Annotated in this window: 24 protein-coding genes; 13 read left to right on the forward strand and 11 right to left on the reverse strand. The window is 59.8% G+C overall.

Features of this window, described 5'->3' with window-relative positions; genetic code table 11:
• Positions 1–54 precede the first annotated feature (54 nt).
• The 3 genes from AO353_RS28385 to AO353_RS28395 all read left to right on the forward strand — a co-directional run bounded on the left by AO353_RS28385 (position 55) and on the right by AO353_RS28395 (position 2,597).
• Positions 55–795, forward strand: a complete 741-nt coding sequence (locus tag AO353_RS28385) for a Mut7-C RNAse domain-containing protein (RefSeq protein WP_054597963.1) — start codon at positions 55–57, stop codon at positions 793–795.
• Between the two features lie 110 nt (positions 796–905).
• Positions 906–1,067, forward strand: a complete 162-nt coding sequence (locus AO353_RS30280; protein WP_081013843.1) for a DUF2986 domain-containing protein — start codon at positions 906–908, stop codon at positions 1,065–1,067.
• An 876-nt stretch (positions 1,068–1,943) separates the two neighbouring features.
• Entirely contained in the window at positions 1,944–2,597 is a 654-nt protein-coding gene (locus tag AO353_RS28395; protein WP_054597965.1) for an HAD hydrolase-like protein, read from the forward strand.
• Here the strand turns inward: AO353_RS28395 and AO353_RS28400 are convergent.
• The 4 genes from AO353_RS28400 to AO353_RS28415 all read right to left on the reverse strand — a co-directional run bounded on the left by AO353_RS28400 (position 2,571) and on the right by AO353_RS28415 (position 5,387).
• A complete protein-coding gene (locus AO353_RS28400) occupies positions 2,571–3,341 on the reverse strand; it encodes a tetratricopeptide repeat protein (RefSeq protein ID WP_054597966.1) in 771 nt (256 codons plus the stop codon). The two genes, AO353_RS28395 and AO353_RS28400, sit on opposite strands and share 27 nt — an antisense overlap.
• Before the next feature lie 111 nt (positions 3,342–3,452).
• Positions 3,453–4,037, reverse strand: coding sequence for an eCIS core domain-containing protein (locus AO353_RS28405; protein ID WP_054597967.1), 585 nt, complete (start codon positions 4,035–4,037; stop codon positions 3,453–3,455).
• Positions 4,038–4,228: 191 nt separating this feature from the next.
• Positions 4,229–4,687 (reverse strand): GNAT family N-acetyltransferase, encoded by a 459-nt coding sequence (locus AO353_RS28410; protein WP_054598374.1) that lies wholly within the window; start codon positions 4,685–4,687, stop codon positions 4,229–4,231.
• Positions 4,688–4,982: 295 nt separating this feature from the next.
• Entirely contained in the window at positions 4,983–5,387 is a 405-nt protein-coding gene (locus AO353_RS28415; protein ID WP_054597968.1) for a DUF3224 domain-containing protein, read from the reverse strand.
• 178 nt (positions 5,388–5,565) lie between these two features.
• Between AO353_RS28415 and AO353_RS28420 the strand changes: the two genes are divergently transcribed.
• Positions 5,566–6,414 carry a helix-turn-helix domain-containing protein gene (locus tag AO353_RS28420; RefSeq protein ID WP_054597969.1) on the forward strand — a complete coding sequence of 283 codons (849 nt, stop codon included), beginning with the start codon at positions 5,566–5,568 and terminating at the stop codon, positions 6,412–6,414.
• A 220-nt stretch (positions 6,415–6,634) separates the two neighbouring features.
• On the opposite strand, the gene AO353_RS28425 is transcribed toward AO353_RS28420, so the two are convergent.
• Complete coding sequence (locus tag AO353_RS28425; protein WP_173859952.1) at positions 6,635–7,222, reverse strand: TetR/AcrR family transcriptional regulator; 588 nt, start codon at positions 7,220–7,222, stop codon at positions 6,635–6,637.
• Between the two features lie 148 nt (positions 7,223–7,370).
• Here AO353_RS28425 and AO353_RS28430 point away from each other — a divergent pair, with 148 nt between their 5' ends.
• From AO353_RS28430 to AO353_RS28445, 4 genes are all read left to right on the forward strand, one after another.
• The gene (locus AO353_RS28430) at positions 7,371–8,471 is read left to right on the forward strand and encodes an alkene reductase (protein ID WP_054598375.1); all 1,101 of its coding nucleotides are present in this window, start codon (positions 7,371–7,373) and stop codon (positions 8,469–8,471) included.
• A gap of 54 nt (positions 8,472–8,525) precedes the next feature.
• Positions 8,526–9,314, forward strand: a complete 789-nt coding sequence (locus AO353_RS28435) for an SDR family NAD(P)-dependent oxidoreductase (protein WP_054597971.1) — start codon at positions 8,526–8,528, stop codon at positions 9,312–9,314.
• An 84-nt stretch (positions 9,315–9,398) separates the two neighbouring features.
• The gene (locus tag AO353_RS28440; protein WP_054597972.1) at positions 9,399–10,268 is read left to right on the forward strand and encodes an alpha/beta fold hydrolase; all 870 of its coding nucleotides are present in this window, start codon (positions 9,399–9,401) and stop codon (positions 10,266–10,268) included.
• Between the two features lie 68 nt (positions 10,269–10,336).
• Positions 10,337–11,299: an NADP-dependent oxidoreductase gene (locus AO353_RS28445; protein ID WP_054597973.1), complete on the forward strand. Its 963-nt coding sequence runs from the start codon at positions 10,337–10,339 to the stop codon at positions 11,297–11,299.
• A 42-nt stretch (positions 11,300–11,341) separates the two neighbouring features.
• Here AO353_RS28445 and AO353_RS28450 read toward each other — a convergent pair whose 3' ends face one another.
• Positions 11,342–12,196 carry a LysR substrate-binding domain-containing protein gene (locus AO353_RS28450; RefSeq protein WP_054597974.1) on the reverse strand — a complete coding sequence of 285 codons (855 nt, stop codon included), beginning with the start codon at positions 12,194–12,196 and terminating at the stop codon, positions 11,342–11,344.
• Positions 12,197–12,300: 104 nt separating this feature from the next.
• Here AO353_RS28450 and AO353_RS28455 point away from each other — a divergent pair, with 104 nt between their 5' ends.
• The gene (locus AO353_RS28455; RefSeq protein ID WP_054597975.1) at positions 12,301–12,942 is read left to right on the forward strand and encodes an FMN-dependent NADH-azoreductase; all 642 of its coding nucleotides are present in this window, start codon (positions 12,301–12,303) and stop codon (positions 12,940–12,942) included.
• Between the two features lie 31 nt (positions 12,943–12,973).
• Here the strand turns inward: AO353_RS28455 and AO353_RS28460 are convergent, their stop codons facing one another.
• The 4 genes from AO353_RS28460 to AO353_RS28475 form a co-directional block, all read right to left on the reverse strand.
• A complete protein-coding gene (locus tag AO353_RS28460) occupies positions 12,974–14,560 on the reverse strand; it encodes a DHA2 family efflux MFS transporter permease subunit (protein WP_054597976.1) in 1,587 nt (528 codons plus the stop codon).
• A complete protein-coding gene (locus AO353_RS28465; RefSeq protein WP_054597977.1) occupies positions 14,557–15,654 on the reverse strand; it encodes an HlyD family secretion protein in 1,098 nt (365 codons plus the stop codon). The genes AO353_RS28460 and AO353_RS28465 overlap by 4 nt, the downstream gene beginning before the upstream one ends.
• Positions 15,655–15,750: 96 nt before the next feature.
• Positions 15,751–16,164, reverse strand: a complete 414-nt coding sequence (locus tag AO353_RS28470; protein ID WP_054597978.1) for a cupin domain-containing protein — start codon at positions 16,162–16,164, stop codon at positions 15,751–15,753.
• Positions 16,165–16,246: 82 nt separating this feature from the next.
• The gene (locus AO353_RS28475; RefSeq protein WP_054597979.1) at positions 16,247–17,008 is read right to left on the reverse strand and encodes an SDR family oxidoreductase; all 762 of its coding nucleotides are present in this window, start codon (positions 17,006–17,008) and stop codon (positions 16,247–16,249) included.
• Between the two features lie 258 nt (positions 17,009–17,266).
• Between AO353_RS28475 and AO353_RS28480 the strand changes: the two genes are divergently transcribed.
• The gene (locus AO353_RS28480; protein ID WP_054597980.1) at positions 17,267–18,865 is read left to right on the forward strand and encodes a winged helix-turn-helix domain-containing tetratricopeptide repeat protein; all 1,599 of its coding nucleotides are present in this window, start codon (positions 17,267–17,269) and stop codon (positions 18,863–18,865) included.
• Between the two features lie 466 nt (positions 18,866–19,331).
• Here AO353_RS28480 and AO353_RS28485 read toward each other — a convergent pair whose 3' ends face one another.
• Positions 19,332–20,315, reverse strand: a complete 984-nt coding sequence (locus AO353_RS28485; protein WP_054597981.1) for a LysR family transcriptional regulator — start codon at positions 20,313–20,315, stop codon at positions 19,332–19,334.
• A gap of 142 nt (positions 20,316–20,457) precedes the next feature.
• On the opposite strand from AO353_RS28485, the gene AO353_RS28490 reads away from it, so the two are divergent.
• The 3 genes from AO353_RS28490 (at position 20,458) to AO353_RS28500 (ending at position 23,301) form a co-directional block, all read left to right on the forward strand.
• Entirely contained in the window at positions 20,458–21,915 is a 1,458-nt protein-coding gene (locus tag AO353_RS28490; RefSeq protein ID WP_054597982.1) for an MFS transporter, read from the forward strand.
• A 180-nt stretch (positions 21,916–22,095) separates the two neighbouring features.
• Positions 22,096–22,947, forward strand: a complete 852-nt coding sequence (locus AO353_RS28495; RefSeq protein WP_054597983.1) for a CAP domain-containing protein — start codon at positions 22,096–22,098, stop codon at positions 22,945–22,947.
• Between the two features lie 144 nt (positions 22,948–23,091).
• On the forward strand, positions 23,092–23,301 hold the full coding sequence (locus AO353_RS28500) for a DUF1059 domain-containing protein (RefSeq protein ID WP_054598376.1): 210 nt from the start codon (positions 23,092–23,094) through the stop codon (positions 23,299–23,301).
• The last annotated feature ends 44 nt before the right edge of the window (positions 23,302–23,345 follow it).

The following is a 23,345-nucleotide window of genomic DNA, read 5'->3' on the forward strand; positions in this document are numbered from 1 at the left end:
AGTAGATCTCCGGACTGGACTCGCCCATCCCGCAGCCCTGCCATACTGTTGAGCATGACCCGTGCAACCTTCCGCTTCTACGAGGAGCTCAACGATTTCCTGCCGGCCGAACGGCGGCGGCAGTCCTTTACCTGCGAGTGCGCGCGCGGGGCGACGGTCAAGCACATGATCGAGGCGCTCGGCATACCGCACACCGAGGTCGAGCTGGTGCTGCTCAATGGCGAGTCAGTGGGCTTGGAGCGGGTAATCTTCGACGGTGACCGGCTGGCGGTGTATCCCAAGTTCGAAACGCTGGACATCAGCCCGCTGCTAAAGGTCCGTGCGCAACCTTTACGGGTGCTGCGCTTCGTCGCTGATGCGCACCTTGGCGGGCTGGCCAACCTGCTGCGCATGAGCGGCTTCGACACGCTCTACGACAATCGCTTCGAAGATAGCGAGATCGCCGAGATCGCGGCGCAGCAAGGGCGCATCGTGCTAACCCGCGACCGCGAACTGCTCAAGCGGCGGATCATCAGCCACGGCTGTTACGTGCATGCCCTGAAACCGTCGCTGCAACTGCGCGAAGTGTACGAGCGCCTCGACCTGGCGCGTAGCGCGCGGCCCTTCAGCCTGTGCCTGCATTGCAACCTGCCGCTGCACGAAATCAGCCCGGAACTGGCCCGGCCACTGGTGCCGCCACGCGTTGGTGCCCTCTATTCGCACTTCCTGCGCTGCGACGCCTGCCAACGAATTTACTGGGAGGGTTCGCACTGGCGCGGCATGTGTGCCCTGCTGGCACCTCTGCTGGACCGATAGCCGAGCGCATCGGGCAGATAACGGACAAAAGCGCTCAAGTGTGCACCACAAGGCTCTGAGCCGATATTTAAGCTGATATCATTCGAAAACGTACAAGCCGAGTAGAAAAGATGAATCGTCGTAAAAAAATAAATCAGTTATTAAAGGCTAACGCCAAAAAGGCCAGCGCCAAATTGGCACCGAAAAGCAAGTCTAAATACATTTGCAAAGCCGACCGATTGAAGCTGGCGGCTGAATCCACTCTCGACTCAATCACTTCTTCCGAGAGCTGATCTGTGTCGCTTAAGCACCACCTGGATTTACAAATCAGCAGGCAGTGCTTTCGGCGGACTTATCCCGTGGCTACGTATTAGCGACGATAGTAGCGGTGATCGTCATCGTAGCGGTGCTCATGATGGCGCTCCCAATCACGACGACGTTCGGCTTCCCGGCGCTCCTGTTCTCTACGCCACTCGTTTCTACGCCATTCGTCTCGGCGCCAGTCTTCTCTACGATCGTGCCAACGGCCGTCACGCCAGTATCGGTCGTCATGGGCAAGCAACGGCCCTGGCTGCTTGCCGGCCATACTGGCCAAGCTCGGCCAAGGGTTTCCGGCAGCCTGGACCGGAGCCTGAACGGCTGCGACTTCAGTTGCGAAAACAGGGTTTGAGGTCTTCATCTGTGATGCTGATGCCGAGCCCACTGCCGCAAACGCGAACAGGCTGAGAAGCACCATCCGTGGGACATAAGATTTCATGGGCGAAGACAACCTCTGATTGACAATTGGACATGTCGCCATTTGGCTGCGGGAAACCTTCGGGTCGCGCTTACCGAGCTTTATGTGCGTATCCACATAGACCGATAAATAGGGAAAAGTTCTAGCATGCCACTGCATAAATAGCTGACGGCCCCCTCAAACAATAGAGGGATGCGATGCACTTCCTGATCCGAAGGCTTACTGGAGTAGACGCAGAAATGAGCTTCAACGTGCCAGCGTTTTTACACGCTCAGATCCAGAAGCAGCCCCTCTACAAACGTTAACCTCGCCCTCCTTCCGTACCGATTCCGGAGCAGGGATAATGCGCCCTCCCAGTTAATCGGGCGACTTGATCGCCCTGCACAAGCAGCCGTCTGTATTCAGCTAGCACACTCCAGGGAGGAGCTTTTACATGTCATACCGACTTGTCATTTTCGACTTTGATGGCACGCTCGCTGATTCATTTCCGTTCTTTATTACGGTGTTCAACCAGGTCGCTGACAAGCACGCATTCCGTCGGATTCACCCGCAAGAGTTGGACTCACTGCGCAAGCGAGGGGCTCGGGAGATCATGGCTCATATCGGAATGCCCCGCTGGAAGTTGCCTCTGGTAGCGCGAACCTTTATGGGCTTGATGAAGAAACATCGAAGCTCGATCCTGCTCTTTGAAAACATCGCCAATGCCCTGACCCATCTTGACGAAAAGGGACTGATTCTGGCCGTGGTGTCTTCTAATTCCCGAGAAAATGTCACGCAAATTCTGGGCTCCAGCTGTCGACATATCCAGGCCTTCGAGTGCGGTGCCTCGATTTTCGGCAAGGCGTCTCGCTTGCGTCGTGTCATGCGCAAATTCGGCGTGGCGCGAGAGGACGTGATCTACATCGGCGACCAACCTACGGATGGTGAAGCCGCAGCGACTGCCGGTATCGCCTTTGGCGCGGTTGCCTGGGGATATGGGACACATGACGCATTCCACACCCTTCAATCCCATGAGTGGTTCGCCGATGTCAGCGATTTACGGCGACTGGCACTCAGAAACTCAACCGCGCACCAGGTAAGCCCCTAACGGAACCCGATGTCGCAGCTTCTTGCAGCTGCCGGGTGCGGGTTGATGCCCTGGCGGGCGATCAGGAAACCAGATTCGGCATTTACCTGGAGGCGGCCAATGGCCGCGGGGAATCTCGACCTCGTCGTACTCGTACTCTGGCTCTGGCTCGACGGAAGTCATTTGCATTTGTCCTTCAGGCCGAGGTCTGCCAGCCGTCGGTGAATCCGATACCCCATCTGCCGTTGCGTAAGCGAAGTTGCCAGCGTCGCGCCCAGCATCCCGAGTGGATTGTTCAGCAACGGCCATTTCTGCTTCGCGGCGCCGTTGGGTCTCCTCTTCCAGTCCCTTCTGTACGGCGACCTGGTCCGCTTTGGCGTTGGGTGGGGTATTCGAAGCCTGGGCCTGCTGCGCCGCCTGGATCAATTGGAAGTTGCGGTTGCGTAACGCGACGTTGCTACCAACCCGCATGTTCGAGCGCACCGCCAACGTTTCAGCCTGTTGGTACTGACCCTGCTGAAGACGCAATACACCGAGGTAATGCAGAGTCGCGGGATTGTTCGGCTGGATATGCAGGGCACGCTCCAGCGTGGCGGCGGCCTGGTCCAACTGGCCATCGCCGTACTGCCGCGAGGCCGTTTCGATCAGGGTGGTTGATGCGCTGTTACTTTGCGAGGGCGCTCTCCGCTCGGCAGCCACCGAACCAAGCGACGCGACGGCGCAGAACACCAGGATAAGACCCGGCAGAAAATTCTTGGTTGGCATCAGGGGGCGGACTCGACTGATCTCGGACGGCACTGCCGTAAAACAGCTCCCAACTGACCTGGCGAGTACCCTGAAGTTCCCGCTGCATAGGCTCCAGCTTGCGGATAATCTTCAGTGAGTCCCTTCCCGCACCGACCGTCTGACTTCAGCCTGTATGGCATAAGCCGGCGCCTCCACAGCATTGAAGTCTTGTGTATAGCGCTGGGCAAATCCTTCTACCCCCCATTCCTGATATTGCTGCACATGCTTGAGCTCGTGAGCCCAGAGCGCGACGTCCTGTTCTGCGGTTTGAGCGTCCCGGAAGAGGATGATGTCGATCAGCGTCACGGCACCAACATCGGGGTTTTGCAGCATGGCAGTGGCGGTGCTGAGCTGACCGTTGTCGCTAACGGTGTAGCGCGCGGCATCGAGGACGCTGGGGTCGTACCAGCGCAGCAGCTGCTCCCGGATGTGCGGCGGAATGGGTTGGATGTTGGCGTTGGTCGCTTCAGCACGGGCTTGGGTCAGCCACAGCGCCAGGGCAGGTGCCGCGATCTGGTCGATGCCATCAGGCATCTGCACCAGATCCGGCAGACAGATGCAGCCGTCCAGGCACACTTGCTTCTCGCCAGCTGGGCAGGTGTTGGCCTGGGCTGGCACTGCAAGAGTCAGGCAAAAAACAAACAGCGCCACCAGGCACGTCGTGATAGGCGGCATTGGGTCCTCCAGGGACAGACGCAGCGCGCACAGTCGATCACCATTGATCGACGACCTGCATAACTTTAGCGTATCCCTATCGGTCTCTTTTCGATGACTGCTGTGGGCCAGGCTGTGTGAAAACGCAGGCGTCCTATCAGAATTTTGCTGCTTATAAAAAACACGCAGCGGAAATGTGAAGTCGGCGTTGACTATAAACTCCGTGACATAAGGTATTGCTCTTTCCCCCAAGCCTCAAAGCGCTCCAACACTTCCCAGCCAAGCGTGGTGTAATAATTGCTCTGGTTGTGGGTGTGCAAGTACAAGGTCGTGAATCCAGTGTCTCTTGCATGGTCACAGATGCCTTCGATTAACTGCGCTGCGAGCCCTCTCCTTCGAGCGTCAGGTGTGATGAACACACACGCAAGCCACGGGCCCAGATCCGGCCGGTCAGAAAGGTCGTTACTGGCAAGTGTAGCGCCGCCCAGCAACTGGTCTCGTTCCGTTGCGATCAGGCACTTCCAACGGCCATCACGCTGTCCATCGGAGAACTCTTGTTGCCAACTTGAAAGAGATTGCTGCGCAAATTCATAACTGAATTCCCGATAAAGCCATTCGGCCATAACATCGCACTTGTCCATTTGTGTATCGAGCCAATCCACTCGCAGCATCTGAATAACGTCCATTCACAGTCTCTCCAGTTTTTCAATTCACACTGCGCGCTGCATCCCAGATGTCTCGTGCACCCAGGCCGGCATGCCACTGCCGTTGCATATCCCGCAGCGTACAGTTGTTGCGCGTCGTCCAATTGCGCCACGCTGTCTGTGCAGATATTCGCAAGTGGGCAAGTTACTTCCGGAACGAGCATGGGGGCAACGACTCGGAGCGGTTTCACGAAAGCCAGCACGGCGGCTGGTAACGTCAATACGGTGATGGCCGATATCAGGATGATGCGTTTGAGCTTCATCACTGTTCAGCGCGTGACATGAGTTGATAGTTGAACAGATAGAAATGCTGCCCATCACGGATATCTATTTCCATCGTGCCGCTGAGTCCCTCCAATTCGCCGGTACCCGAGTCGGGCACGACCTGAATGGTCAGTGTTCGCTGGCCTCTGTCCATCGTTCCAAAATGCATCAACACAAAGCTGCCTGCCCTTCCCGCCAGATTACCCTCAACCCGCTCCATCGCCACATAGCCGGCAGATCCCGGGACCGTCGAGAGGGAGGCAAGCATCTCTCCCAGACTATTGGCCACCAAGTCTCCCTGAAACGTCTTGTGTATGGCCTTTCTGCTCAGTTGGGCGGCCTCGGTACCGGGCGCAACAGGATGGACGGGGAGTTGGACGTCGAATGTTCCCTTGGCTTGCATGCTGTCATCTCCATTAAAAATCCAGGTAATGCCGTAAGGTCTATACCTGACGCAGTTGTTGTCGACGCTAATCCCTCGACTGTTTACAGTCCGCCTATGCCGAGATCAGCGGCTTATTTGACCGGTCCACACAGTCGGACCTGTCCCTGATTTTCATTGGAGCAAATGGCGACCGAAGATGATTGGAAAAACACGACCAGCCTCTACTGTTATCCTGCAGCCCGCACGAGGCGTCCTTAATCAGCGATTGACGGGCCCGCAGTTCACTCACATTCGCGAGGCACCCTCAGTCCAGTTGGCACCCTGGGTTGAGCATTATTGGTATGTCAGCTGGAATCTCAGCGATCAGCCTGCACAGCAACAGGAAACCCTGCCTCACCCCAATGTGCATCTCGTTGTGGAAAGGGGTCAGGTCCATGTGTGGGGACCCCGTCGCTCCCGCTTCAGCAAGACGCTGTCTGGCAACAGCTGGGCGTTTGGAATCAAGTTCCGTCCCGCTGCATTCCAGCCATTTCTCGGCGGACCTGTCAGCCGGTTGGCCAACCGATCGCTCCCGGCCTCTGAAGTTTTTGGGGCGGCGGTCGACAGGTTGGCCGAGCAAATCGAATGTCCGGGGATGGCGAGCCTGTGCGAGCAATCAGAAGCGTTGTTGTGTCCCTGCTTGCCGCAACCCGATGAGCGTGTAGAACTGCTCAATGACCTCATCGCCCAAATCGCGTCAGACAACAGACTGACAACAGTGGCACAACTCAGTGAGTTGTCCAGAGTTAGCGAGCGGCAGTTACAACGCCTCTTTGCCCATTACGTTGGCGTAAGTCCGAAGTGGGTGATTGCCCGATACCGGCTACATGAAGCACTGACCCTGCTGCAGAGCGGCGAAGCCAGGCCGGGGACGGATCTCGCGCTCAAGCTGGGTTATTTTGATCAGGCACACTTCATCAGGGACTTCACCCGGATGGTCGGTCTGGCACCCGCAAAATATGTCCAGACATATACGGCTTTGTTGCGGAATGCTGACGCGGGGTGAGTCTCCCCTCCCCCCAGGCGGACTTATCTCACTCGCACCGTCATCGGTACTCCAAGTGCTGAACTGATCACGATGAACCGATTGCTTCGTCCAGTGCCGCCCCACACAAAGGGGCCCGCCAAAGCATAGACGGTTGAATCCACACCCAAAAGTTGACTTTCAGGTCCGCGCATCAAAATCGAAGTTCTACCGAAAACCATGCTTTGAATGAGCCGCCCCTCTACCCCGCTTCCGCTTCATTGACCGGCAACGAAGCAAACATTTCAGCGCGGCACACCTCAAGGATCTCATCCGCCAGCGCGGAATCATCCGGGCAGGCACGCGACAAAATAATCGCACCGACAGCACGAGACAGCAGGTCGATCATTTTCTTTCTGTCCTCACCCGGAGCGGCATCCGGCCTGGTCGGATATTTGTCCCCCAGTGTTTGCAGGATGTGCTCGATCCCTTCGGCAAACGTCGCTTTCACATCGTCCGATTGACGCGCCGCATCGCCACACAACGCGGCCATGGTGCAACCGCTGCCACGTCCGTCCCGATGCTCCCTCGTCACATAGACGTCGATGAAGCCCGGAACATCGAGCGCTTCCGCGCCTACCAGCGATTTGGAAAGACTGCAGGCAGAGGCTTCGGCCATCAGGTCTGCCTTCGAACCGAAATGCTTGTAGAAACCTCCGTGGGTGAAACCGGCAGCCGCCATGAGATCCGATACACCGACGCCGTCGAAGCCGCGCTCACGGAACAGCTCAGAGGCCGTTTCAACGATGTGCTCCCGATTGGCCTGCGCCTGGGCCTTGGTCACTCTCACGTGCAATACCTCATGTCCACTGGGAAATCATGCGCCCAATGATACATAGATGTTGGTCATAATCAAAATCGTTGACAGTTTAGATTTCGATCATCATCCTAATTGCACGCACAACGATCTTCATCAACGGGCACGGAAGAAATACCAAATGACCGACCAGAATCTGTTTACCCCTTACACGCTTGGCGCCCTCACGCTGTCGAACCGTGTCGTCCTCGCGCCACTGACACGCAACCGCGCAGGCGAAGGCTTTGTGCCAAGCGAGTTCGCGGCCACCTATTACAGCCAACGCGCAAGCGCAGGCTTGCTGATCAGCGAAGCCACGCAGATTTCCCAACAGGCTCAGGGCTATCAGGACACCCCCGGGATCTACACGCAGGCGCAGATAGATGGCTGGCGCAAAGTGACCGATGCCGTCCACGCCAAGGGCGGAAAAATCTTCCTGCAACTGTGGCATGTCGGCCGTGTGTCGCACGTTGATCTGCAAGAAAACGGCGCCGCACCCGTGGCCCCTTCTGCGCTGCGAGCCACCACTAAAGTATTCGTCAACAACCGCTTTGAAGACGTCTCCGAGCCGCGCGCACTGGACATCAGCGAACTACCGGGGATCGTCTCCGATTTCCGCCGGGCCGCGGCAAACGCTGTCGCCGCCGGGTTCGATGGCGTGGAGATTCACGGCGCGAACGGCTATTTGCTGGATCAATTCCTCAAGGACAGCGCCAACGTGCGCACCGATGTTTACGGCGGCTCGATTGAAAATCGTGCGCGTCTGTTGCTCGAAGTGACGGCAGCCGTCGTCAATGAAATCGGCGTGGATCGCACCGGTGTGCGCTTGTCGCCGGTGTCGCCGGCCAATGGCGTTTCCAGCAGCGATCCGCAGGCGCAATTCGATTACGTCGTTGATCAACTCGACGCCCTCGGCGTCGTTTATCTGCACATGGTCGAAGGCGCGACGGGTGGCCCGCGTGACGTGGCGCCATTCGATTTCGGCGCCCTGCGCCAGCGCTTCAAAAACACCTACATCGCCAACAACGGCTATGACCTGGACCTGGCGACTTCGCGGCTCGCCGAAGACCAGGCCGATCTGATCGCGTTCGGTCGTCCGTTCATTGGCAACCCGGATCTGGTGGAGCGCCTCAAGCGTGGCGCGCCGTTGTCCGCTTTCAATCCCGCCACCCTCTATGGCGGCGGCTCGGCAGGCTACATCGACTACCCGACGTTGGCTGAATCGAGCGCCACCGCAAGCTGAGCAATCAATGACCGCGTTTTCTGTTTTCACACACCCTGAAAGAGAGATGATCCCATGAGCACTCGCCCTACTGTTCTCATCACTGGCGCCTCCACCGGCATTGGCGCCGTCTACGCCGAACGCTTCGCTCAACGCGGTCACGACCTGGTAATAGTCGCCCGAGACCAGGCACGCCTGGACGCACTTGCAGCCCGATTGCGCAGCGAACACGGCGTCGCCGTCGATGTGATTCCGGCGGATCTGACCCAACTCAGCGATCTGACAACCGTTGAGTCCCGCCTGCGCGACGACGCCCGTATCGGCATCCTCGTCAATAACGCCGGCGCCGCGCTGTCCGGTAACTTCATCGACCAAAGCACCGACAGCGTTGCGCAACTGGTCGCCCTCAACACCACAGCGCTGGTGCGGCTCGCCAGCGCCATCGCCCCACGCCTGGCCAAAGCAGGCGACGGTGCGATCATCAACATCGGTTCGGTGGTGGGTCTTGCGCCGGAGTTCGGCATGTCGGTCTACGGTGCGACCAAGGCGTTTGTGCTGTTCCTTTCCCAAGGCCTGAGTTTGGAACTTTCACCTCAGGGCGTGTACGTGCAGGCCGTGCTGCCGGCGGCCACCCGCACGGAAATCTGGGATCGCTCCGGCGTCGACATCAACACCTTGAACGAAATCATGGAAGTGGACGATCTGGTGGATGCAGCACTGGTCGGTTTCGATCGTCGCGAACCGGTGACGATCCCGCCGCTGCAAGAAGCTGAACGCTGGGATGACCTGCAAATCGCACGTCAGGGTCTGCTGGGGCAAATCCGCCAGTCTGCGGTTGCCCAGCGCTACCACACTCAACAGTGATCTTTTGGTAGCGAGCATTCGCGCCGGATTCGATGCAGGCGTGCCAGACGCTGCATCGAATCCGGCCCGCTGTTCGGAGTAGAAATGAATCCAACGAAGACAAATACCCCTTCGGGTTCGCAGACGTCGTTCATCAACGCGGCGAACCAGTCGATCACGGTCAACGGCATTCCCTTTGCCTATCGCGACACCGGCCCCACAACCGGTGTGCCACTCGTACTGTTTAACCATTGGGGCGCGGTGCTGGACAACTTCGACCCCGCGATAATCGATGGCCTGGCACAAACACGGCGCGTCATTGCCACCGACTATCGCGGCATTGGCGGCTCTGGTGGAACCGCGCCACTGACGGTCGGCGAAATGGCTGACGATGCCGTCCAGCTGATACGTGCGCTGGGTTTCGAGACCGTCGACGTGCTCGGTTTCTCACTCGGCGGCTTCATCGCTCAGGACATCGCCCTGAAGGCACCCGAATTGGTACGCCGATTGATTCTCAGCGGAACCGGGCCGGCCGGCGGCACCGGTATCGACAAGGTCGGTTCGGTGACGTGGCCATTGATGATCAAGGGCTTGCTGACCTTGCGAGATCCCAAGGTCTACCTGTTCTTTACTTCGACGCCCAATGGCAATCGAGCCGCATCGCAGTATTTGCAGCGTTTGAAAGAGCGCAAAAAAAATCGTGACAAAGGCCCGACGCCCAGCGCTTTCCTACGGCAGTTGAAAGCCATCACCGCGTGGGGCAAACAGGCGCCCCAAAACCTCGGGCGCTTGTGGATGCCGACGCTGATCGTCAACGGCGACAACGACATCATGGTGCCCAGCGTTAACTCGATTGCGCTTGCCAACTGCATTCCCAACGCACAGCTGGTCATTTATGAAGATGCCGGGCACGGCGGCATTTTCCAGCACTACGTTGACTTTGTGACCAAGGTACTGGCGTTCCTTGATGCCTGATAACACGGCGCAGCAACGCCGCAAACGCTCCGTCCACCCTCATTCCAACCGACAAGAGCCGCACAACGATGAAGGCATTTTTAATTGATCGCTATGGCAAGAACACCGGGCGCATTGGCGAAGTGCCCGCCCCCGCGGTGGGCGCCCGCGACGTCTTGATTGAGGTACACGCCAGCAGCGTCAACCAGTTGGATTCGAAGATCCGCAAAGGCGAATTCAAACTGATCTTGCCCTATTCATTTCCGCTGGTACTGGGCAATGACCTGGCGGGCATCGTGGTTGAGGTTGGCTCGCACGTGAAACGCTTCAAACCGGGAGATGAAGTCTACGCTCGCCCGCCCGAAGCGCGGATCGGGACGTTCGCCCAATTGATCGCCGTAAACGAAAACGCGATCGCCCTGAAACCTGCCAATACCAACATGGCACAAGCCGCGTCCATCCCCTTGGTCGCGCTGACCGCCTGGCAAGTACTGGTCGAATCCGCCCAACTGAAAAAGGGCCAGAAAGTGCTGATCCACGCTGGCTCCGGTGGTGTCGGTACCCTCGCCATCCAACTTGCCAAACACCTCGGCGCCTTTGTCGCGACCACCACCAGCACCGCGAATGTCGAATGGGTGAAGGCGCTGGGGGCCGACCTGGTGATCGACTACGACGTGGTGTTGAACAGCCTCGGCGCAGACGTACTGGAGAAGTCACTCAAGGTCCTCAAGCCCGATGGCCAGCTCATTTCCATCTCAGGGCCACCCACTGCGAAGTTCGCGCAGGAGCAAGGGTTGTCCTGGCCATTGCAGCAAGTCATGCGCCTGCTGAGCCTCGGTATTCGGCGCAAGGCACGCAAGCAGGACGTCAGCTACGCGTTCGTGTTCATGCGCGCAAATGGCACCCAGCTGCAACAAATCACCGCGCTCATTGAGGCCGGAATCATCAAACCTGTAGTTGACCGCTCCTTCCCCTTTGAATCTACGGCAGAGGCATTGAAGTACGTCGAGCAGGGACGAGCCAAGGGCAAGGTCGTTGTTACGATCAAATGACTACGCCATCTATCGATGAGTCGACCGCAGAGGCAAAGACGCTCAAGCCCTGCGCGTAGAGCAATACGCCACAATGAGCTGAGTGACCGCTGCCGCAATCGCCTGATCCGCTTCAGGAGAGGTGAACAACCGAAATTGCACATCCGGTAAATCCGGTAACCCTTGTTCGGCCCCAAGAGCCACCAGTCCTTGCCCCAACTGGCTGAGAGGCATGGGCGCGACCGCGAAGCCTGCAAGCGCCGCCGCCCGCAACCCGGCAGCGCTGCTGCATAACATCGCCGTGCGTTGGGCGATCCCCGCCTGGGCCAGCCGTGTCAGCGCTGTCTCTCGATAAGGGCACGGCTCGGGGAACAGGGCCAACGGCAATGGCGTCGGTAACCGGGTGACGGGTTGCGCCGACCAGGCCCACACCAGCGGTTCTTGCCACAGCAGTAACCCCGCTTCGCTGGTTTCGCATAGAGAACCGATGACCAGTTCCAGATGGCCTTGCTTCATCAGGTTCAGCAACGTGCCAGGAATGCCCACCTGCACGTCGATTTCCAGGCCCGGGTACTGCGCCGCGAAATCCTGAAAAGTGCGCAATAACCGCGATTCGACAAAATCCTCGGACACCCCGATCCGCAGCCGTCCGTGAAACGGCGTGCGCGTCAGTTCTGCCCAGGCATCACGGTTCAGCACAAGGATCGTGCGCGCATAAGAGACCAGGCGTTCGCCATCGGGAGTCAATTGCTGGGAGCGGGTGGTGCGCGTCAACAGCGGTTTACCAATCTGCTCTTCCAATCGCCGCATGTGGCCACTGACCGCAGACTGAGTGAGGTGCAGCTTCTGGGCGGCACGGCTGAAGCCTTGTTCATCGACGACAGTGACAAATGTCTTGAGCAGCAGTGCATCGAACATAGTTTTATTCGTGATCAATGGTGTTGGTATTTACGATTTATATTTCAAATCCAACTATGTTGCAATGCGCCCACTGCCCTACCCCCCACCACTCGAGGCGCACCATGACGACTCTTCTGCACATTGAATGTTCTCCGCGCAAGCAGCGCTCGGCCTCCCTTGAAGTCGCCCGTAGCTTCATTGCGCGTTACCAAGAACACGCCCCAGACACCGAAATCATCACGCTCGACCTTTGGAACATGGCGTTACCGGAATTCGATGATCTGGCCATGGAGGCCAAATACGCCGGGCTCAATGGCACGCCTTTGACCCCGGCGCAACAAGACGCCTGGAATACCCTGAAAGAGCTGGCAAGTCACCTGCACCGCTCGGATGTGCTGGTGATGTCTGTACCGCTGTGGAACTTCAGCATTCCGTACAAGCTCAAGCACTTCATCGACCTGGTGTCGCAGAAAGACATCCTGTTCAGCGTTGACGCGGAGCGCGGTCTGGAAGGCATGTTGCTCAACAAAACCGCCGTGGTGATGTACGCCCGAGGCCTGGATTTTTCGGCGCGGTCGAGCACGCCGGCAACGCGCTTCGATTTTCAGAAGCCCTATATTGAAGCCTGGCTGAAATTTGTCGGCGTGACGGATGTGCATTCGGTGATCGTGGAGAAAACCATCCTGGGCGAAGACGTTGATCGCAGCGCGCGTGAGGCCGCGACTCAGCAGGCCAGGAGATTGGCAGACAGTATCTGTTGCTGACGTTTCAGGGGCTCGGTTGGTGTGGGCTGTCTCACGCGACAGCTCGCGCTTTCGCGTATCGCACCAGGCCGATCTTGATGCCGATCAGTATGGGCGCGGCGACGACAAACAGCAGGGCCACGGCGTAGAACGCGGTGTCGAAGGCAATCACCGTGGCCTGACCTGACACGACCTTGCCCAAGAGGCTCGTCGCTGCCCTGCCAGCGGCCACTTGATCCATCCCCTTTCCCGCCAACATCGCCGTGGTGGCCGTCAGTCGTTCGATGAGCGCGTTTCCCCCCGGGGTGACGTTGGCGCCGAGAGCCGCGACATTGATGACGATGTGATGGTCAATCAGGGTCTGGATCCCGGCGACGCCCATTAAGCCACCCAATTGACGCCCGGTATTGAACAGCCCGATGCCGAAAGCGAGGTTGCGGCTGTTGAGGTCGCTGAAGGCGATCAGCGTAATTGACAGAAACAGGAAGCCAAGGCCCAGGCCCCGCAACAGGATAGCCGCCATCATGTCACCGGCGCCGCTGTCGCTGGTGGAGCCGGACAGCATCCACATCGCCCCCATGATCAGCAGGATGCCGAAGGGCACTGTCGCAACCGGTGGAACGCGGCGCACTTTGATAAAAAAGGCAGTGATGAGCAGCGAGCCGACAAACAAACCGCCACTGGGCAGCAGGAGCAAGCCGGCGTCGGTCGGGGTGAACGCCAGCACCGACAGGGCGAATGCCGGAATCAGAAATGCGCTGCCGAACAAGGCGGCGCCAGCGACAAAGCTGACGATAAAGGCAAAGGTAAAATCACTCGATTTGAACACCGTGAAATCGAATACCCCCAGGCCTTTGGCCAACGCTTGTTGGCCGAAAAATACCAGCAGCGCGGCGGTGCCGATCATTGTCAGCATCAGGATCCGAGGTTCCTCGAACCAGTCCCATCGACTGCCTTGGCTGAGCACGTAGGTGAAACAGAACAAGGTGGCCGAGATCAGGGAGAAGCCGAGCCAGTCGAAGGGGCGCTGCCGGACTTGGGCAGGCGATGGGCCGTCTGCAATGAGCAAAAGACCCGTCGCCGCCAGGGCCAGCGGTACCACGCTGAAGAAAATCCGGGTCCAGGACTGACTGTCGATCAACCACCCTTGAAGGGCCGGGGCAATAGTCGCTGGCGCAACCACCGAGCCCATGGCAAACAGGGCTTGAAGTATCGGCTGAAAGGCTCGCGGCCAGGCACGAAAAATCATCGCCTGGCCCGCCACCAGCAGGGTGCCACCGGCGAAGCCTTGAATGATCCGAAGCGCGATCAGCAGGTCCAGTCGAGCGATGATGGCGGCCATGCAGCACGCCAGGCCCATGGCCAGGGTTGAGCCGATGATCAGGTTACGCGCAGAAAAACGCTGCATCAGCCATGCGGCCATGATGAACCCGATCAGCTTGAGCGTGGTGTAGCCGACATCCAGCCAGGCGATTTCATCAGGTGTTGCATAGGTGTCGCCGATGATATCGCCGCGCCCGATTGATAGAACGGTGCCGGCGATCGCTTCCGTCAGTGTGGCCAGCACGACGCCCACGATGAGCAGGACGCCAGTCGTAGCCTTGGCGCCGCTCGGCGTTGCGCTGGCAAAGGTGTTCATGAGCCGCCCCCTTGCGTCACCTCCACCCGCGCGGACAGACCTGGCACGATGCGCCCCGGCAGCGGATTGTCGGCCAGCCGGATCTTGACCGGAACCCGCTGCACGACACGGACAAAGTTTCCGGTTGCGTTGTCAGGCGGCAGCAAGCTGAACGCCGCCCCACTCCCCGGCGCAAAGCTGTCGACCACGCCTTCAAGTGCCGTGTTGGGGTAACCATCGACCGTGATGCGCACGCGCTGTCCGGGACGGATATGTTCGAGCTGGGTTTCCTTGAAATTGGCCACGACCCACACATCATTGACCGGCACGATATCGAGCAGGGAAACGCCCGGCGTCACGAGCCGGCCGACACGAACCTGGCGGTTACCGACGACGCCATCCACTGGCGCGCGTACCACGGTGTAGTCAAGATCGATCTGGGCGAGATCGCGCGCAGCCTGTGCTTGCGACACGGCCGCCACGGCAGCCTCTCGCTCGGCCACATAGACGGCGATGTGTTGCTGTTGCGCCTCCACCGTTGCCGAAGCGGCCGATACCGACGCCTCGGCTCTGGAACGCGCCGTGCCGGTTTCATCGAACAAGGCCTGGCTCACCGCGTTGCTGGCGATCAGTTTGCGACTGCGATCGTGGGTCTTGGTTGCCAGATCCATGTCGGCGCTGGCTGAACGTCTTTGAGCTTCGGCCTGCCGAATCAACGCGCGCTGAAGCTGGGTCTGCGCATCGACATGGGTCAGGCGAGCCTTTGCCGCGCTGACATTAGCCTCTGCTTGCGCAAGCTTTGCGCGAAAGTCCCGGTCATCGATACGAAACAGGACGTCACCCGCCCGGACGGTCTGGTTGTCCACGACCTCTACCGCAGTGACATAGCCGGCCACCTTTGCAGCGAGTGAGGTCACGTCACCGCGAACATAGGCGTTATCGGTCGAGGTTGTGCCGCTCGAAACAGCCATGGTCCCCCAGGCAGCCACGACCACCACCGCGCCGACGCACAGCAGTATGCCGATTGTCTTGCGCGTGCTTCGCCGCGCCACTACGACGGGGGGCCCGGCGATTGCCCCGGTGGCAATGGCGGCCGTGTCCTGGAGCGAGTTCATTTTTTCATTTCCTGTTCAATGCCATGCACTACAGCAGCCCAGGGCGACAGTGGCCTGCCGCCCGGCTGTCGAGCATTTATGAGCGCGTTGATCCGCTCACTTTTTGATAGGTATAACGAGTGTCTTTTCGTCGCTGTCGAGGACGAACACGGCCAACAGGCGTGCAGGTTCGGTGTTGCTGGCGTTGGCGCTGACTTCGTGCACGGAACCCGGTTCCTCTACGAAGTTTTCGCCGACGTGGTAGATCTTTTCCGGCTGGCCTTTGACTTTGATACGAAACGCGCCCTCCAGGACCGTTGCATAGATGAAGGCCGTTTTCGGATGGGTGTGGGACGGCGACGCGGCGCCCGGCCCATACTCGACGACCACACCCTTCATGCTCTTGCCAGGGATGTTGGGAATGGGACGGTCAAACACGACTGTCACCTTGGCATCAGGCGGCTCAGCGGCCGACGCTGCGCTGATCGACAGTGCTGCGAAAGCAGCGGCTAAGAGAAATCGGGCAACCATGGCAATACTCCTTCGTGTGCAGGGGTTATGACGGCGCGCCCCACTACCGGGGCGGCGCCTTCGTGAGTTGTCCCTGGAGACCTCAGCGGCCCGCTTCGGCCGTTGACTGGCTGAGCCAGTCTTCGAAACGGATCGCGCCCAGGAGCGGGTTCTTGCCGGGGGTCAGCGATCGATCGTCAAGCACGGCGCCGTAGTAGCGTGCGTGTACGTCCGGTACGACCTGGCGAGTATCCTGAGTGGCCCGCAGAAAACGCCTGATCAACTCGTCGAGCGGCATAGCCTCGGGCCCCGCGACTTCGACCGTGCCATTGACCGGCGATGCAAGCACGACGTCGGTAAGTGCCGCCACCACGTCGTCGGACGCCATCGGCTGGATCAGCGCCGGCGAAACGCAAAGTTCTTCGCCGACGGTAAACGAATGGGCAATGCCGCCGACAAATTCGAAGAATTGCGTGGCACGCAAAATAGAGTAAGGAATGCCGGATGCCTTGATGAGGTTTTCCTGCGCGACCTTGGCCCGGAAATAGCCGTTCTCGGGAAGCCGTTCGCTCCCGACAATCGACAGCGCAACGTGATGGCGAACCCCGGCAGCCGCTTCGGCGGCCAGCAGGTTACGGCTCGACGTTTCGAAAAACTCGAGGACGGCCTGGTCCTCCCACGACGGCGCGTTCGCCACGTCGACGACGATGTCGGCACCATCCATCGCTTGGGCCAGGCCCTCGCGAGTGATGCTGTTTACGCCCGTGCTGGGGCTGGCAGCGAGCACGTCATGGCCGCGCTCGCGGAGGTTCTTCACAAGTTTCGATCCGATGAGGCCGGTGCCTCCGATGACGACGATCTTCATGGGCTTTCTCCACGTATCGACTGCAACCATTGCGTCGGTGTAAGGGGAGATTGCCTGCGCGCGTGAACTTAGTCCTTGTGCCTGCTATGGGTTTCCCTCCACGAATGCTTGGTTTTACGTCCAAAGACGCCGCTGTCCGCCGCCGTCTCTGCCACGGACGGTGCGGCGGTTTTAGCGCTGCCGTATCATCAAATCAAATACTAATCGCCAGTCGCCCGGGACACGGAGTTGAGGGCGCTTCGCCAGGGGAACCGCACTTTGCCATTCGTATTTGAAGACTACGTGCTCGATGAGGAGCGCCGGGAACTCACCTTGCGCGGGCAAACCGTGGCCGTCGGACCGCAGGTTTTCGATCTATTGCTGCTGTTCGTCAACAACCCTGATCGTGTCGTCAGCAAAGACGACCTGCTCAAGGCGGTGTGGAGTGGCCGGATCGTCTCGGAATCGACGATCACCAGTCACATCAATGCGGTGCGCAAGGCCATTGGCGATACGGGGGAGGAGCAGCGCCTGGTGCGCACCGTCGCCCGCAAGGGCTACCGCTTTGTCGGCCAGATCAAGGTCGGCGGAATCGGCGAAGCGCAACAGCCTGACCAGCCTGTCATCGACGAACGCGCGCATACAGACCCGAAGGAAACGCCCTCCTCCTCGCTCGTCCTCCCGGACAAACCTTCGATTACCGTCTTGCCCTTCCAGAACTTGAGCGGCGATCCGGAGCAGGAATATTTCGCTGACGGCATCGTCGAAGACATCATCGCTGCCCTGTCGCGTATCCGCTGGCTGTTCGTCATCGCGCGCAATTCGAGCTTCACCTACAAGGGCCGGACGGTGGACGCCAAGGGCGTCAGCCAGGAGCTGGGCGTTCGCTACGTGCTGGAAGGCAGCGTGCGCAAGTGCGGGAACAAGGTACGCATCACCGGGCAGCTCATCGACGCGACGAGCGGGACACATATCTGGGCGGAGCGCTTCGAAGGCACGCTCAACGACATCTTCGAGCTGCAGGATCAAATCGCCGAAAGCGTCGTCGGAGCCATCGCACCGCAGCTCGAACGGGCAGAAATCGAACGTGCCAAACGCAAACCGACGGAAAGCCTGGACGCCTACGACTACTACCTGCGCGGAATGGCAAAACTGCACAACGGCACCCGGGAAGCCCTCGACCAGGCGCTGCCGTTGTTCTACAAGGCCATCGAGCTCGATCCGGAATTTGCATCGGCCTATGGCATGGCAGCCTGGTGTCACTTCTGGCGCAAGCTGAATGGCTGGATGACCGATCGTACGCAAGAGATCGCTGAGGGCGTACGGCTTGCGCGGTTGGCGGTGACGCTTGGCCGGGATGATGCAGTCGCGTTGACGCGAGGCGGACATGCATTAAGCCATCTCACCGGCGATGTTGACGGCGGCATTGCATTGCTCGACAGGGCACGTCTGCTCAACCCCAACCTCGCCCCCGCCTGGTACCTGGGCGGTATCCTGCGCACGCTGCGCGGTGAAACAGACGCCGCCATCGAGCAACTTACCCATGCCATTCGCTTGAGTCCGCTGGATCCGGAAATGTTCAGGATGCAGGTCGGAATGGCGCTCGCGCATTTCTTTGCCGGGCGCTTCGATCTCACGACGGACTGGGCGGAAAAGGCGCTGGGCAACCTGCCCAGTTTCCTCGCCCCGGTGGCCTTGGTGGCGGCCAGTCATGCCCTCAGCGGACGAATGGATAAAGCGCGGCTGGCGATGCAGCGTCTTCGCGATCTGGATCCCTCTTTGCGTATCTCCAACCTGAAAGACTGGCTACCCATCCAACGGCACGAGGATTCCACGCGCTTCGCCGATGGACTACGGTTGGCCGGGTTACCCGAGTGATCGTGGAACGGCTCCAATATCCCGGATAGATTATTTGCCGGTACCAACCTTCGTAACGTTTCGCCCGGGAGGTTGCCTGTAAAACCCCAAGGGCTGACCTTTCCATCCGCCCAGCCACAAGCGATGCACATGGGCCGAAGGCGCCAAAAATCTCTGGCTGGCGATAGCATTTTTCCATCCTGCCGCCCTCCTCCTTGAACGCAATCGGTCTAAAAAATCCCGGCCTGCTTTTTGGAGTTTTTGCTATTCTGAAACTGTAGGTGAAGACGCAGACTGATGCGCAAGAGGATAGCAAGGAAACGTGGGGCGACGTTCCGAAGGGTACACGGTTAGAAAGATCTCCGCGCTGAGATCCAGCCCTTATGCCGTGTGAAGCAGAAGAGCATATTTTTGTTCCCGTGCAATTCTGTGAGAGGCCTGATAAACCTTGTAAGCCGGGGACCAGCGCCGGCCACCTACTCGATTTTCAAAGCCCGCCTTGTGCGGGCTTTTTCGTATCTGCTGGTGCAAGAAAGGCCCCCCCTTCAACCGCGCTCGTGTCCAATGCCCGCTCATTGCCGGGTTGCGCACACACCTCCCGAAGGCACCCGCGCAACCAGCGATGCGCCAGGTCGGCATCCAGCCGTGGATGCCAGAGCATTGAGACGGTGAACGTCGGCAGGCTGAGTGGAAGCGCAAAACTGTGCATACCGGCGCGCAGGTTTTCGGTGTGCCGCTGCGGAACGCTGGCGATCATGTCGCTGGCCCGGGCGAGCGACACTGCGGTCGAAAAGCCGTCGACGATAGTCACCACTTCCCGCGCAAGCTCCAGCGACTTGAGGGCTTCATCGATCGGGCCCTTGTCGAGCCCCCGCCGGGAAACGTAAATGTGCTTGCCCGCCGCGTAACGAGCCGGCGTGATCTCGCCTTGGCTCAGCGGATGCCCCTTGCGCACAACACCAATGAAACGGTCCCTGAACAGTGCCTGCGTACGCACCTCGGGGCCTTCACTTTTCCCCACCACACCCGTTTCCAGATCGACGCTCCCATCGCGAAGTGACGTGCTGTCTTTATCGGGCTTCTGCACGAACCGCAGCCGTACGCCGGGGGCTTGCTCGCTGACGCGTGCAATCAACTGCGCGCCGAAACTCTCCACAAAACCTTCACTGGTGCGCAGCGTGAATGTGCGGACCAGCCGTTGGAGGTTGAGTGCTTCAGCCGGGCGCAGAACCGTCTCGGCATCCTGCACCAACTGACTGACCTGCTCGCGCAGTTCGAGCGCTCTCGGGGTGGGCACAAGTCCGCGGCCGGCCCTGACCAGCAGCGGATCGCCGGTGGTTTCACGCAGTCGCGCCAGTGCCCGACTCATCGCCGACGGGCTCAGCCGCAAGCGCTTCGCAGCCCGTGCGACGCTGCCTTCTGCGAGCAGCACATCAAGGGTGACCAGCAAGTTGAGATCGGGTGTCGACATGGATCGCCCCTTGGTACGGCGTGAGGGTGATAAGGCGTTAGACGCACGAATTAAGTGCAAATGCTGCGCCTTCCGCCATGTTATGCGCCAGCGTAGATTTCTGACAACTCCGTTTCGGACGTCGCCAAACAAAGGGAACATGATGAAGCCAATCAGTGCAGCACGAGATGAGGCCGTCGCCGGCAGCGCACCACGAGTACCCTCGGTTCGCTGGGCCCTCGCCAGCCTTTCGTTATCCATGTTGCTGTCCTCGCTCGGCACCAGCATCGCCAACGTCGGCTTGCCGACGTTGGCGCAGGCGTTCAACGCCTCCTTCCAGGAGGTCCAGTGGATCGTCCTCGCTTACCTCCTCGCTATCACCACCCTGATCGTCAGCGTCGGACGCCTCGGCGATATCACTGGTCGTCGGCGGTTGCTACTGGCCGGCATTTTCTTGTTCACGCTGGCCTCGGCCTTGTGCAGCGTCGCGCCCACGCTCTGGCTGCTGATTGCCGCCCGGGCGCTGCAAGGCCTCGGCGCGGCCATCATGATGGCCCTGACCATAGCCTTTGTCGGCGAGACGGTTTCGAAGGCAAAGACCGGTAGCGCCATGGGCTTGCTCGGGACGATGTCTGCGATTGGCACCGCGCTGGGGCCGTCGCTCGGCGGCGTGCTGATCGCCGACCTCGGCTGGCAGGCGATCTTTCTGATTAGCGTACCGTTGGGCATCCTGACGTTTCTGCTTGCGCATCGTTACCTGCCCGCCGATCGCCAAGCGCCGAAGCCCGAGCGCGCCGGCTTCGATCCGTTGGGTACGTTGCTGCTGGCACTGACGCTTGCGGCGTATGCGCTGGCCATGACGATTGGGCACGGCAGTTTCGGTCCACTCAATGTGGCCCTGCTGGTGGCGGCAACCTTCGGTGTCGGCCTCTTCGTGCTCGCCGAAGCGCGAGTTGCCTCACCGTTGATTCGATTGGCGATGTTCCGCGATCCGGTGCTGAGCGGGAGTCTCGCCATGAGTGCGCTTGTCTCGACGGTAATGATGGCGACGCTGGTGGTCGGGCCTTTTTATCTCTCGCATGGCCTCGGGCTTGACGCCGCTATTGTCGGGCTGGCCTTGTCGGTCGGGCCGATTTTCGCGGCGCTGACCGGGGTGCCCGCGGGTCGCCTTACCGACCGTTTTGGCGCACAACGCATGACCGTCTTCGGACTCATCGCAGTGGCGACCGGTTGCTTCATGCTCTCGCTGATACCAGAGACGCTCGGGATCCTCGGCTACATCGCCCCGATGGTTGTCATCACCATTGGCTACGCGCTGTTCCAGACGGCCAACAACACCGCGGTCATGAGCGATATTCGCCCGGACCAGCGCGGCGTTGTCTCCGGCATGCTCAACCTGTCGCGGAATCTGGGGCTGATCACCGGTGCGTCCGCGTTGGGTGCGGTGTTCGTGCTTGCATCGGCAACAGCCGACATCACCACGGCGCGTCCCGAAGCCGTTGCCAGCGGTATGCGAATCACATTTGCCGTCGCCCTGGCGCTGATCGCCGCTGCGCTCGTCATCGCGCAGGGAAGCCGCGCGCTGACACCCCGCCCTTCTCTCCCCGCCGACGTCTCGTGACGTAATAAAAATCTGCAATCTTTACGCTCCCCCTCGGCAGCTGCTACGGAGGTAGTCGATGGTCATGAGGTAGTCCGTGGTCATGACGCGGAAAACAAAATCGGCTGCAGCCTAAAAAGGCATTGCGCTGGGTGGGGCTAATTCGCGCATCATGAGCGCAGTCAGCTCAAGGAGAGTTCCATGCGCGTCCTGTCATCCGTTATGCGTCTTGCCACGTTGTCGCTGGGGCTGGTGTTCGCCGCCACTGCCGTGGCCACCGAAGAGTCGCAGCTGGTCGAGTCGATCAACACCTACCGCAGCCAGGTGCAGCGTTGCGCCAGCCTGGTGTCTCAAGAGCTGCCACCGCTCGCGGCCGATCCGCGCCTGATCCTGCCCGGCAACAATATCGGCGACCTGCAGCAGGCGCTGGCGCGTACGGCTTATCCGATGGTCAGCGTACAGGCGATCACCTTGTCCGGCCCGCGAGATGCGCCATCGGCCATGAAGGCTGTACGGGAGAGCTTCTGCCAGGTCGTGCTGGACCCGCAGTTCGTCGATATCGGCGTGAGCCATGAAGGAACTCTATGGCGCATTGTGCTCGCGCGCCCACTGTTGGCCGGCCGCCTGGGCGACTGGCAGGCCGAGGGACAGAAGCTGCTCGAGATGATCAACAGCGCCCGCAAGCAAACGCGTCAGTGCGGCGCTCAGTCCTTTACCGCCACCCAACCGCTGGCCTGGAACGCCACGCTGGCGACAGCCGCCCAGGCGCACACCCAGTCCATGGCCAATCACAACTTCTTCGACCACAAGGACCGCGATGGCCGCACACCGGGTGATCGGGCCGAACTGGCAGGCTACGCCGGCCAGCAGATTGGCGAGAACATTGCCGCCGGGCAAGACACCGTGCGCAAGGTGGTCGATGGCTGGCTGTCCAGCCCCGGTCACTGCGCCAACCTGATGAACCCGCAGTTCCGCGAGCTGGGCGCGGCGTATGCGGTTGATCCGAAGAGCGATGCGGGAATTTACTGGACGGCGATGTTCGGTACGCCGTAAGTACTTTGGCGATCCGGCGATCGACCTATACTGTGTGGATTACCACACTCGATGCGACGCGCATTCGTGTTCGATGGGCTGCGTGACGTGTCGAGCGGTCCGTTCACGCAGGCGCAGGCCTGCCTTCGTATGAAGGAGAACATCATGTCGCGTAAATACATCGATTGCCGTGAATTTCCAAGCGGAATCAAGTGCTCTGTCGCACTGTCCGCTGACTCCGAAAAAGAATTGCTGGATGCCGCCGCGCAGCATGCGGTCAGTGTTCACAAGCACGTCGATTCGCCAGAACTGCGCGCGCAACTGAAGACCATGTTTCACGATGGCACGCCGCCGCTAGAAGCCCGACGCGCTTGATGCACAAGGTTTGGCGGGGGATTCAGAGTCGCCTGCGGGGCTCA

Source organism: Pseudomonas fluorescens (genome assembly GCF_001307155.1).
GTDB classification, from domain to species: Bacteria; Pseudomonadota; Gammaproteobacteria; order Pseudomonadales; family Pseudomonadaceae; genus Aquipseudomonas; species Aquipseudomonas helvetica.